General features: G+C 66.9%; 12 protein-coding genes and 1 pseudogene. 12 read left to right on the top strand and 1 reads right to left on the bottom strand.

Annotated elements, in window-relative coordinates:
- Positions 1-311 precede the first annotated feature (311 nt).
- The 3 genes from AB0B45_RS44660 (at position 312) to AB0B45_RS44650 (ending at position 2,262) form a co-directional block, all read left to right on the top strand.
- On the top strand, positions 312-836 hold the full coding sequence (locus AB0B45_RS44660; protein WP_358143947.1) for a pyridoxamine 5'-phosphate oxidase family protein: 525 nt from the start codon (positions 312-314) through the stop codon (positions 834-836).
- 375 nt (positions 837-1,211) lie between these two features.
- The gene (locus tag AB0B45_RS44655) at positions 1,212-1,385 is read left to right on the top strand and encodes a hypothetical protein (protein ID WP_358143945.1); all 174 of its coding nucleotides are present in this window, start codon (positions 1,212-1,214) and stop codon (positions 1,383-1,385) included.
- Between the two features lie 7 nt (positions 1,386-1,392).
- Positions 1,393-2,262: a GNAT family N-acetyltransferase gene (locus AB0B45_RS44650; protein ID WP_358143944.1), complete on the top strand. Its 870-nt coding sequence runs from the start codon at positions 1,393-1,395 to the stop codon at positions 2,260-2,262.
- Positions 2,263-2,877: 615 nt separating this feature from the next.
- Here AB0B45_RS44650 and AB0B45_RS44645 read toward each other — a convergent pair.
- A pseudogene (locus tag AB0B45_RS44645) lies at positions 2,878-3,267 on the bottom strand (DJ-1/PfpI family protein); the annotation flags it as partial.
- 319 nt (positions 3,268-3,586) lie between these two features.
- Between AB0B45_RS44645 and AB0B45_RS44640 the strand changes: the two are divergent.
- From AB0B45_RS44640 to AB0B45_RS44600, 9 genes are all read left to right on the top strand, one after another.
- Complete coding sequence (locus tag AB0B45_RS44640) at positions 3,587-4,420, top strand: hypothetical protein (protein WP_358143943.1); 834 nt, start codon at positions 3,587-3,589, stop codon at positions 4,418-4,420.
- A gap of 165 nt (positions 4,421-4,585) precedes the next feature.
- The gene (locus AB0B45_RS44635; RefSeq protein ID WP_358143941.1) at positions 4,586-4,915 is read left to right on the top strand and encodes a PadR family transcriptional regulator; all 330 of its coding nucleotides are present in this window, start codon (positions 4,586-4,588) and stop codon (positions 4,913-4,915) included.
- Positions 4,912-5,304 carry a DUF1048 domain-containing protein gene (locus AB0B45_RS44630; protein ID WP_358143940.1) on the top strand — a complete coding sequence of 131 codons (393 nt, stop codon included), beginning with the start codon at positions 4,912-4,914 and terminating at the stop codon, positions 5,302-5,304. Before AB0B45_RS44635 ends, AB0B45_RS44630 begins: the two co-directional genes overlap by 4 nt.
- A gap of 328 nt (positions 5,305-5,632) precedes the next feature.
- Entirely contained in the window at positions 5,633-6,865 is a 1,233-nt protein-coding gene (locus AB0B45_RS44625; RefSeq protein ID WP_358143939.1) for a serine hydrolase domain-containing protein, read from the top strand.
- Positions 6,866-7,723: 858 nt separating this feature from the next.
- On the top strand, positions 7,724-8,065 hold the full coding sequence (locus AB0B45_RS44620) for a DUF1048 domain-containing protein (protein WP_358143937.1): 342 nt from the start codon (positions 7,724-7,726) through the stop codon (positions 8,063-8,065).
- Positions 8,066-8,881 carry an ATP-binding cassette domain-containing protein gene (locus tag AB0B45_RS44615; protein ID WP_358143936.1) on the top strand — a complete coding sequence of 272 codons (816 nt, stop codon included), beginning with the start codon at positions 8,066-8,068 and terminating at the stop codon, positions 8,879-8,881.
- A gap of 9 nt (positions 8,882-8,890) precedes the next feature.
- Positions 8,891-9,652 carry an ABC transporter permease gene (locus tag AB0B45_RS44610; protein ID WP_358143935.1) on the top strand — a complete coding sequence of 254 codons (762 nt, stop codon included), beginning with the start codon at positions 8,891-8,893 and terminating at the stop codon, positions 9,650-9,652.
- Between the two features lie 75 nt (positions 9,653-9,727).
- A complete protein-coding gene (locus tag AB0B45_RS44605; protein ID WP_358143933.1) occupies positions 9,728-10,333 on the top strand; it encodes a DUF1707 domain-containing protein in 606 nt (201 codons plus the stop codon).
- 401 nt (positions 10,334-10,734) lie between these two features.
- Positions 10,735-11,514, top strand: a complete 780-nt coding sequence (locus tag AB0B45_RS44600) for a hypothetical protein (RefSeq protein ID WP_358143932.1) — start codon at positions 10,735-10,737, stop codon at positions 11,512-11,514.
- Positions 11,515-12,015: the final 501 nt, after the last annotated feature.

Raw genomic sequence — 12,015 nt, 5'->3', positions numbered from 1 at the left:
ACTCTCGTGGTGCTTCCGCCCCGTTGCCCCGCGGTCAAGCCGTGGCTGACCACGGTCATCGACGACGGCACTCGCGCTCTGCTCGGCTGACCGACACCCGCTATCTGCGGGCCATGCCCGTCATCAGTAACTGACCCTCGGCTGTGCTGGTCGTCTCCGGCTGGCGCGCGTCCCCGGCCTGTGAGGAGCCCGCGTGGTCCGCAAGACGGGTCCAGAAAATAGGACACAAGGTGTCGAGTTCTGGGCCGAGGATGATTCACCGGTCGGCCTCAATGGACGTGGGCCGGGCCTACGGATAGATAAGGACCTCAATGCGCGAAACGCCAGAAGAGCTCAAAGAGCTTCAGGCTCTCCTCGAAACCTCCCTGTCCCGCTCCACCTCGCACCTCCGCTCGATCGTCACCGAGAGCACCGTGACCGCGGAGCAACTCACCCAGATCCTGACCGGCATGTGCACGCTCGCCCTGTCCACCGTAACGGCGAAGGGCGAGCCGAGGATCAGCGGCGTGGACGGGCATTTCCTGCACGGCAAGTGGTATTTCGGCACGGCGCGCAGCGCCGCCAAGGCCCGCCACCTCGCCGCCCGCCCTGCCGCCAGTGTCGCGCACATGCGCGGGGAGGATCTGGGCGTGTTCACGCACGGCACGGTAGAGACCCTCAACCCCCAGGACGGCAAGCCGGCCCCAGACTGGCCAGATCTGCTCGCGTACTTCAAGGGCTTCTACGGCGACGACTTCTTCGACTGGGACAACGACGTGGTCTACTACCGGCTCCACCCGCACTGGATGACCGTCTACGCACCCGATATCGCGAAGCGCACCGCGTCCCTGTCCTGATCCGCAGCACGGGCACTCACGTCATCGCTGAGTCTGTGACATTGCGGCTGTTCCCCGGAGACCCGTTGGTGCAGGGTGAGTCGAGCACTCCCGTAGCCGGCCCGCCACCATACACGTGTTCCGCAGGCGGATCGCCTACCGAACACCATCCCGCGCTCAGGGAACCGCTGGTCCGAGCTGGGGTGCCGTTAAGAAACGTGTCAGTGCGCCACGAGGCGCTGTCTGTCCGGATCGGAGGTGAGAGACCGCCGTCGCTTCACCGTCGTAGCGGTGGGGCGGAAGTAGGAGGCTGCCTGACCCGGGGGTCGCCGGGGAGGGTGGGAGCAGCCTCGACGAAGTCGGGTCGGCCCAGTACGACCGGATGGGACGGGCCTGGTGTTCCTGGGCCGGATTCGAGACGAGCTGAAGTCGGGCGAGTTCGAACCGGTCGAAGTGCTGCAGGTGATGATCCCCAAGGCGAGCGGGAAGCTCCGCAAGCCCGGGATTCCCGCGGTCGCCGACCGGGTGGTCAGAAATTCGGGTGCGGAGGGTCAGTGGGGTGGTGTGTGATCGGGGGATGGCGATCGAGATGGGCAGGCCGGGAGTCGACGGGCTCGGCGACGTGGTGCGGGTGCTGGGGGAGTGGCAGTACGACGGCGGGCCTGTGCAGTTGCATCCGGGGGATGTGGGGTGGTTCTGGCGGTTCGGTGCGGAGCGGACGGCGGAGGCTACGCGGACCTGGAGTCGGGCTGGGGCGGTTCTGGCGGTCGGGCTGCTGGATGGTGCGGAGTTGCTGCGGTTGGCGTTCGCGCCGGAGGCGTTGCGGGACGAGGAGTTGGCGCAGCAGGTGGTCGAGGACGTGTCGGCGCCTGAGCGTGGTGTGCTGCTCGAGGGCAAGGTGTACGTCGAGGCGCCGATAAGTGCGCTGGTCCAGGACCTGTTGTTCAAGGACGGCTGGGAGAGTGGCGAGCCGTGGACACTACTTCGGCGTGACCTCGGCGCGCCTGTGCCGGATCCCGGCGTTCGCGTCGAGGTGATCGGGCCGGAACAGGCGCACGAGTGGGCCGCGGTCCTGCGGGCGTCGTTCGACGGGTCGACGTTCACCGACGAGCGCTGGCACGCGATGGCGGCAGGTGCGCCGTATGTCGACGCGCGGTGCCTGGTCGTTCGCAATGAGCCGGGCGAGGCGGTGGCGGCCGTGACGGTGTGGTCGGCGGGTGAGGGCAAGCTAGGCCTGATCGAGCCGATGGGGGTGCACCGGGCACACCGCGGTCACGGTTACGGCCGAGCGATCACGGTCGCCGCGGCGCGCACACTCCAGGAGTTGGGTTCGTCCAGTGTGGTCGTGTGCACGCCGAGCTCCAACGTCGGCGCCGTCGCCACCTACCGGTCGGCCGGCCTCGAGCAGTTGCCCGAGAGACGGGACCTGTACCGCAACGCTTCCTGAGGCTGTCGGTGTGGGGTCGGGGTGTGGCCAGTACGGCAGTGTGCACGCTGCCGGTACCCACGACTCCTCTGCCAGGGGCAACGATTCACTCATACCCCGACGGTGAACCTGTACCCAGGTACCGGATGCAACCCGCCAGCCCAATGTGCCGAGGGACGAGCAGGACCTGGTCGCTGGCAAGCAGGGTGCGACGCGCCTCGGGTTCGCCTTGTTGCTGAAGTTCTGCACCCGCGCCGGTCGGTTTCCCCGACACCGCGGGAAGTTGCCGGTCGAGGTGGTGGAGTTCGTCTGCAGGTACTCCAGCGGGCTCTGGCCGGTCTCGTCCGCGAAGCGCCGCAGCAGCGTCCGAGTGCTGACCTTGAACGTGTCCGACAACGCGGCGAGCTCGTATCGGGCGGCCAGGTTCTGGTCGAGCCGTCGCATGACCTTGTGGGAGAACTCGTTTCCGGGCTGCGGAAGAAATCGCGCGTCAACGTATGGGGTCTGGGACGATCGCGCATCGTCGACGAGCGCCACCCGCGCGGTTGTCCGTGCCACGCCGGCACCGCTGTGCTGGCGGATCAGATCCAGCGCGAAGTCGTACATGGCACTGAAGGCCGCCGTCGTCGTCACCCCCGTGTCGGTGACGACCAGACGCTCGGGTCGGACGTCAGCGTCCGGACAGCGTCGAGCCAGTTCGTCCGCGAGGAGCCAGGCCGTCGTAGCCCGGCGTCGGTTGAGGAATCCAGCCTCGGCGAGCAGGAACGCACCGACACAGATCGAGACGACGGCAGTGCCCGCTGCAGCGTGTGAGCGGATCGCCGCAATCTCAGGGGCGAGGGGTGCGAGCTTCGCGTCCACGTCCAGGCCCGGCAGGAGCTCGAACCCTGGCACGACAAGGACATCCACCTCGCGCAGCGGAGAGACGTCCAGCGCCGCACCACCCGATGCGGTGACACGACGACGAGGCGAAACGATCGACACCTCGTATCCGGAGCCGTCCGGTCCGGCAACATGCGTGGCCATCGTCAAGAGATCGGGTACGCCGAACACCTCGGACGCGAAGCAGCCTGGATAGGCCAGGACACCGACCCGCAGCGCGCTCACGCTCGCCTCCTCATCACCAACCATGGCGAGATTACCCGCATACATGGCGACCTGGCCTCTCACCTTGTGCGGGGGCATCAGTCCACGCTGTCACCATGAGCGCTGCCAGCGGACGACTTGACGACGCGATCACAGACTTCCCCCGCCGACTCGTGGACGTGGAGGGGGTGGTGAAGACGGTGTACGCCGCGGGTTCCGGGCCCGCCGTCGTAGTGATGCCGGAAAGGAATCAGGCACTATGCGAACGCTCGCCGCGGCCCTATCGGCTACTGCCGCCCTGTTGGCCTGTGCCGCGCCAGCGCAGGCCGCCGCTCCCAAGGATCCGGTCCGTGCGCTGAAGAGCCAGATCGGCGCGGGCAAAGGGGTGCGGTTCATCGATATGTCGTCGTTCGTCCACAAGGGCAAGGCGAAGCCGCTTCTGCGGCGTAAGGGCACGCTTCAGTTCGACAGCAAGGCCATCTTCGCTGCGAGCATCACCGCCACGTTCCACCCCTCCTACGGCGGTCTGGGCAAGGGTGTGCTCCGGGTGCCGTACGAGCGCATGATCAACATTGGTGGGCAGGCGTACCTGTCCGGCGGCATGTGGGCCGACGACCTGCCCAAGGGCAAACCCTGGTACAAGGTGCCGGTCAAGGGCAAGCTCGACGGCGGCAGCGGCACGGTCGGCTGGTTCGGCATGCTCGTGAACCCCGCCGAGCCCGCCACGCTCAAAACTCTGGTCGCAGATGGGAAGCGCACGCGAGACGGCTACTCCGGCACCATCACCTTCGGGCGACTCGCTGAGATCTCGCCCTGGTTCCGCAACACCTTGACCTACCGCAACGACGACAAGACCGTCGTCTCCTACTCCTTGGTCCTCGACGCCCGCTCCCTGCCCAAGCGGCTGGCCATTTCCTACACGGCCGCCGGCCTGCTCGACACGGACATCCTCCAAGGCAGGCGGGTCAGCGTCGAGACGAGCTTCGACGGCTGGGGCGGCAAGGTCTCGATCAAGGCGCCACCCGCAGGTCAGACCGCAGAGTTCACCGATCTCGACGAGCCTGGGCTGGGCGGCGCCTCGGAAGACTCATAGGAGGTGGGCGGCGGACTCGTTGGCAAGCAGTGGTCAGATCGCTTGCGTCCACACGCTTGCGGTCCCGGCTTGCACTTCAGCTATTCGGTGTTGCTATGTACCGGTAGTCAGTGTTACTTTGTACCAGTAGTACGCATCACTAGGTAGCTGAAGGGGGGGTGATCCATGGGCAAGCAGTTGACGGAGATGTTCAAGGGAACGTTGGAGGGCATCGTCCTGGCGATCCTCTCCGGCCGGCCCGCCTACGGCTACGAGATCACGGCGTGGCTGCGGGATCAGGGCTTCTCCGACATCGCCGAGGGCACGGTCTACGCGCTGCTGGTCAGGATCGAGCGGCGCGGCCTGGTCGACGTGGAGAAGGTTCCGTCCGACAAGGGGCCGCCGCGCAAGGTGTATTCCCTGAACGCTCAAGGACAGGAATATCTCGAAGAATTCTGGAGGACCTGGAGCTTCCTCGCAGAACGGCTCGAACAGCTCCGCAAAGGAGGAAGATGACCATGTTCGACGCTGAAAAAGTCGGCTTCCTCACAAAGGTGATCGGCCCCAAGCGGCGGTGGCGGCAGTACCAGGCGCGCGTGAGACAACTTCCGCCGAACTACCGCACGGCGGTCGAAGCGATCGAGCGGTACCTGATGCACTTCGTGCCGACCGACGGCGACAGCAATGCGTCGATGTTCGAAGACCTCGCCGACCTGTTCGAACAGGCCGCTGCGGACGGAACGCCGATCCGCGAGATCGTCGGGGAAAACCCGGTGGAGTTCGTCGAGGCGTTCGTCCAGAACTACTCGGAGGGTGGCTACGTCCCCACCCGTGCGCGGAAGCAGCTGGCCGACGCCATCACGCGCGCCGGCGAAGACACCGGAAAAGAAGTCACGACAGTCTGATAACGACACAGCACATCGTGCCTGGTGCCGAGCACCACTCTCATCGACTGTCTGCACTACGCGGCCAAGGGGTCATGCCCGGCTGGCTACTTCTCGCCGCATGTCGCGGCGGCATCACCACGGCGACAGCCAGTATCAGAGCGGTTGGCGATGGTGGATGCCATGAACGGTTCAGCGATTGCGCCCTCGAGGCTGCGAACTGGGCCACGCCGAGCTCACCCCCGACCCTCGTGCGTCGCCCATGCAAAGCCCATGAGCGCCAGCCGGGACGGGTCTCGCAAGATCGAACATCTGTGTGTATCGAACACTGTATGCAAGGAGATTCATGATGGAAAAAAGCAATAGCGGCTTCTCCGAAGCAGGGCTGCGCAGACTGCGCGAGGTGCTGGCACGGCATGTGGAGTCCAAAAGGATTCCCGGGCTCGTCGCCCTGGTCAGCCGGGGCGAGGAGACACACGTCGAAGCGATCGGGACGATGCGCCGTGACGGTGGCGCGCCGATGCGCCGGGACACCATCTTCCGGATGGCCTCGACGACCAAGCCGGTCGCGGTGGCGGCGGCGATGGTCCTGCTGGATGAGTGCCGGCTGCGGCTGGACGACCCGATAGATCGGTGGCTGCCCGAGCTCGCCGACCGGCGGGTGCTCAAGCGGGCCGACGGCCCGCTGGAGGACACCGTGCCGGCGCGGCGTCCGATCACCTTGCGGGACCTGCTCACCTCCACGTTCGGGCTCGGACTGGATACGACCGCGATGGGCTCCCCGATGATGAGCGCGTTCTTCGAGCAGGGGGTTTACGGCACGGAATGGATGTTGCCGGCACCGGAACCGGATGAGTGGATGCGCCGCCTTGGCACGCTCCCACTGATGTACCAGCCTGGAGAGCGGTGGCTGTACAACGTCGGCGATGACGTGCTCGGCGTTCTCGTCGCCAGGGTCGCCGGCCAGTCGTTCGAGACGTTCCTGCGCGAACGCATCTTCGATCCGCTGGGCATGAAGGACACCGGTTTCCACGTGCCCGCCGACAAGATCGACCGGCTGCCGCCCCTGTACGCCCCCGATCCGCAGACCGGAGAGTTCATCGTGGCGGACGAGGTCGAAGGGGGACACCACAGCCGGCCTCCGGCGTTCCAGTCAGGCGGCGGCGGACTCGACTCAACCGTCGACGACTATCACGCCTACTTCCGGATGCTGTTGAACCACGGGATGCACGGGACCCAACGGATCCTGTCCCGGCCCTCCGTTGAGCTGATGACCACCAACCGCCTCACGCCCGAGCAGCTAGCCGCTCGAGAAGCCTGGGCCCGCAACGTCGTCCATCTGTCACACGGCCAGGGGCAGCACGGCGGCTGGGGCTTCGGAATGGCGGTGCGCACCTACCGTGGTGACTTCGCGCCCATCGGCCAGTTCGGCTGGGACGGCGGAGCCGGCACCACTACATACGCCGACCCGAGCAACCAGCTCGTCGGAATCCTGCTCACCCAGACCGGAATGTCCACCCCGGATTCGGCGCGGGCCATCCACGACTTCTGGACCACCCTCTACCAGGCAATCGACGACTGACCCGCCTACCTGGCCGAGGTCGGTCCCGCAGAAGACCTCCGGCCTCCGACGCCACCACGTTCTGCGATCAGCTGCATGACCGGCTCAGGACAGTCGCTGCCGGGCCCGACGCCGGATATCCCACCAACGAGAGCCTGTTCATCGACGAGGAAGGCATCCCGCATCTCAAGCGGTACGGCCGCAGGACGACAGCACCCACGCCAAGCGCATACATCAGCTGATCAAGTCGCGGATGCCGGAACGCTCGTTGCTGACCGCGCACTCGCTGGAGTGTGGCGCCGGTTCGGCCCGTTGTCAGGATCAGACCCCAAGCTGAAAGGCCTATGCCCAAGTGCGTGTCTTCTGCGAGTAGGCGCCGTCCAGGACGGGTCCCCGAGAGGGTGCTGGAACACCCCCCGAGGCCGCGCCCGCTACAGCAGAGCACGGTTGAACTGCCAATCTGAACTCTAGCCGCTCATTCGATGCGGCCCGGTCGACCTCCACACCGGCAGCGGCGAGGTCCACGTCCGGCGATCGGCGCCTGCGGGGTAGCCAAGAACTCCGCCGGATACCCGAATCGGCGAGGCCACCGGCGACCTGCGGGTGAACTCGGCCACCGACGACATCGTCGCCGACCACACGCACGGCGCGACCACCGCGAAGACCGCCTCGAGCTCCATCCGGGCCGGAGAGGTCGTGCGCGCAAGGTGTATTCCCTGCACGCACGCGCGCGACGGGAGTATCTCGACGAGTTCTGGAGGACCTGGAGCTTCCTCACCGAACGGCTCGAACAGCTCCGCGAAGGAAGTAGGCAGACATGGACCGGTAGTACCTGGAGACGGTCACCGGGCCGATCGAGGACAAGGGGCGCGATCGGCCATGCAAGGCGCGCACGCGGCGGCTTCCCGCCACACCTTTCACACGGCGATCGATGCGCTGCAGCGGTACCTGCAGTTCTTCGGGCCGTCGGACAAGGCGGACGGCCTGCCGGCGATGCTGGAGGATCTCGCCGATCTGTTCGAGCAGAGCGCGGCGGACGGAACCCCGCTCCGCGAAGTCGTCGGGGAAGACCCGGTGGAGTTGGCCGGGGCGTTTCTTCGCAACTACCCGCAGGGTCGGTGGATCCAGCCGGGAGCGGAAACGGCTGACCAACGCCATCAATCGCGCCATCGATCGCGTCACGGGCGACAAGCCGTGACGAAACAGAGAACGGATATCTGAATGACAGCCAATAAGGTCCGAGGGCCCGCGATCCACGTGCAGGGCCTGGAGAAGTCATACAAGGAACTGCAGGTGCTGCGCGGCGTGGACTTCGACGTGGCCCGGGGCGGCATCTTCGCCCTGCTCGGCTCCAACGGGGCGGGCAAGACCACGGTCGTGAAAATCCTGTCCACGCTGCTCAAGGCCGACGCGGGCACGGCCCGCGTCCACGGCTTCGACGTCGCCACCCAACCGGCGGACGTGCGGGAGTCGATCAGCCTGACGGGGCAGTTCGCGGCCGTCGACGAAATCCTCAGCGGGCGGGAGAACCTCGTGCTGGTCGCCCGGTTGCGGCACCTCAAGGATCCCGGCAGGATCGCCGATGACCTGCTCGAGCGTTTCTCGCTGACCGAGGCGGGCGCGCGGAAGGTGTCGACGTATTCGGGTGGCATGCGCCGCCGCCTCGACATCGCGATGAGCCTCATCGGGAATCCGCCGGTCATCTTCCTCGACGAGCCGACGACCGGGCTCGACCCCCAGGCGCGCATCGAGGTGTGGCAGGCCGTCAAGGAACTCGCCGGCCAGGGCACGACGGTGCTGCTCACGACGCAGTATCTGGACGAGGCCGAACACCTCGCCGACCGGATCGCGATCCTGCACGAGGGTCGGATCATCGTCAACGGCACCCTGGCCGAGCTCAAGCAGCTGCTGCCGCCCGCCAAGGTCGAATACGTCGAGAAGCAGCCGACCCTCGAGGACGTCTTCCTCGCCCTCGTCGGGACCGACGGCAAGGACGGCGACGCCGGCAATGACCGCAACGTCGGCACGGACGCGTAAGGAACACCGATGAGCAAGCATTTCTTCGGCGACACCGCCGTCCTGCTGGGACGATCCCTGCGCCACATCACGCGCAGCGTGGACACCATCGTCACGACCGCGATCATGCCGATCGCCATGATGCTGCTGTTCGTCTACGTGTTCGGCGGCGCGATCAAAACAGGGTCGGATTCGTATGTGAACTACCTGCTGCCCGGCATCCTGCTCATCACGGTCGCCTCAGGCATCGCCTACACCGCATTCCGGCTCTTCACGGATATGAAGAGCGGCATCTTCGAGCGATTCCAGTCCATGCCGACCGCGCGCTCGTCCGTGCTGTGGGCGCACGTGCTGACCTCGCTGGTCGCCAATTCGGTCTCGCTCGTGGTCGTCGTGCTCGTCGCCCTGCTCATGGGCTTCCGCTCGGGGGCCGGAGTGCTGGCATGGCTCGCGGTCGCCGGCATCCTGATCCTGTTCACCCTGGCCTTGACCTGGATCGCCGTCATCCCCGGGCTGACCGCCAAGACCGCCGACGGCGCGAGCGCGTTCTCCTTCCCGCTCATCTTCCTGCCGTTCATCAGCTCGGCGTTCGTGCCCACCGACACCATGCCCGGCCCGGTGCGTTTCTTCGCCGAGCACCAGCCGGTGACCTCCATCGTCAACGCCATCCGCGACCTGTTCACCCAGCAGCCGGTCGGCACCGACATCTGGATCGCCCTGGCCTGGTGTGTCGGCATCCTCGTCATCGCGTACGGCTTCGCCATGAACACCTACCGCCGCAAGATCTCCTAGGTAGCTGTCTTCTCGGACCGATCAGTCAGCAATTTCGGTGGCACGGCGCCACCACCTCACCGCCCAGGAGGCAGGATGCCGGCAGATCCACCCAGCTCACCCGCGCTGCGCGCGTCGGACGCGGAACGCGACCGGGTCATCGAGCTGCTGCACGTCGCCGTCGCCGACGGCCGGCTCGACCCGGTCGAGTTCGACGAGCGGCTGGACGCGGCGCTGGCAGCCCGCACCATCGACGCGCTGGCCCCGCTCATCACCGATCTGGTCGCGGTGCCAGGCGGCGGCGACGCACTCACGCTGCCGCTCGCTGGGACGCCGGCCGAGCCGGCGGCCGAACTGCTCACCATCAAGGAGCGGCACGGCTCGGTGCGCCGTGACGGCCGGTGGACGCTGCCGTACCGGCTCGCGCTGCGCACCGCGTGGTGCGACGTGCTGCTGGACCTGACCAGCGCGGTGCGCAGCGCGCCCGAGCTGGTCATCGAGCTGCGGGTGCGCGGCGGCAACGTGGAGTTGGTCCTCGCGCCGGGCATGGTGGTGGACGCCAACGAGCTGTCGGTGCGGCACAGCACGCTGGCGATCAGCACGGACGCGGGCGACAACACGCCGAAGACGCTGCACGTCCGCCTGGTAGGCCGAATGCGGCACGGCCGGCTCGACACCCAGTGGCAGGCGCCGCGCCGCTGACGCGTCAGGGCCCGGATACCCGCGGTATCCGGGCCCCGACCTCTCGCGCGTGGTGCGGGCGCGCCGCCGTGCTACGGCCTGTCGCTATCGACGGGCCCGGCAGCGCGAGCGAGCATCACGCTGATCACCACCACGAAGCACGGCCTTGCCGGGACGACGCGGTTCATGTCCGATCACACGAAATCGGCCCGACGCTTCCCATGCCGACTCTCGCTCGCGGCGTCCGTACACCGCCCTCCTGATGCTCTGACTCGTGGAAACACCGCCGTAAGGGACGTGGCCGACGGGAAGAATTCTTCGGAGCCGACGCGCGGCTTCGGGGTTATGGACAGATCTTTCTGCACGCGATCTGCACGTCCCGCCCAGCGGGTTCTGCACGCAGCTGTGCGAGCATGCCGGGCATGCCCAGATATGTGGTGATCGCCGTGTTGGCGCTGCTGGTGGCGGGTTGCGGCTCGGGAGCGAAGACCGCTCCCGAGGTCGCCGCATATGTCGGGACGTATTTGCAGGCGCACCCGGACGTCAAGCGGGTGGCAAAGAAGGGGACCCAGAGCGCCACTGTGGTCATCAAAGGGCAGGACCAGGACGTTTTCGCCGATCTGGGCGAGGGCTTGCGCGGGCGGCTCATTCGGACGGGCGGTGCCGCGTATGTGCAGATGCTGGGGGAGGAGGTGGCGCCGGGCAAGATCTGGGACAAGATCACCGAAGAGCACGAGCCGTACAATCTGTTGGGCATCGGCGTGGTGACAAGCCAGGCCATGACGCTGGTGAACAGCCACCGGGTGCACGCACTGCTGGCAGCGCGAGGACGAGTGAGCGGCCCGGCATTCGATGGCGGGCTCGACCGTTACACGGTCACCATCGACGTGCAGGCGGCACTCGACGGATTGGATCTCGGTGCGTTCCTGGAGGTGTACGACCCGTTGCCGCTCCTGCAGGACACCGAGGACGAGTACGTCATGGTCCGGGCTGGCGACACGGCGGCGCAGGCGCGGCTGCGCGACAAGTTGCTCAAGGAGTTCGGCGCGCAGGCCAGGTTCGAGCTCTGGCTCGATGGCCAGGGGCGGCCAGTGCGGCAACGGCTGACCGCGAAGACGCCGATGGAGATCACCTTTTCCAATTGGGGTCAGCCGACCGTGGCCGCTCCTCCGGCCGATCAGGTCCGGGTACTGGCGAAGTGACCCCGCGCTGTGTGCCGGTGTCCCGATGCTGACCATGGCACGGAACGCGGCACCCCATGACTACGGCGAGCCGCCACTTGCTGATCATCTGGCCGGCGAGGCGTTGGGAATCGATCGTTTCTCAACGTGATCAACAACAGGGTGTGAAGATCCCGCTCTCGCGCTCCCAGCGTGTCGAGAAACGTGTTGAGAAATCGGACTTGGCGGATGACCGCTTCCCCCGTGCCAGTCCCTGAATCGGTGCTGCCCTACCCACACTGCCGCAACGACTAAGACGTGTGCCGGGAGATCGACGCCGGCTTCGAAATTCGTCGCCGAATCGGTTCGCGCGGACGGGCGCCCGCCCAGGTCCTCCACCAGCCCGATCGCCCGCCGCCCCGACGGGGCGGCGCCACGGCCGGCGATGGAGGTACGCGCCTCGTCGTGCAGGGCCAGCATCCGCTCGGCGTAGGCGAGCAGCGCCTCTCCCGCCGGTGTGAGCTTGGCGCCGTGCGGGTCCCG

The sequence above is a fragment of the Nonomuraea sp. NPDC049152 genome (genome assembly GCF_040648355.1).
In the GTDB taxonomy this organism is placed as follows: Bacteria; Actinomycetota; Actinomycetes; order Streptosporangiales; family Streptosporangiaceae; genus Nonomuraea.
The sequence above is the reverse complement of the archived record's forward strand: the minus strand, read 5'-3'. Positions and strand labels throughout refer to the sequence as shown.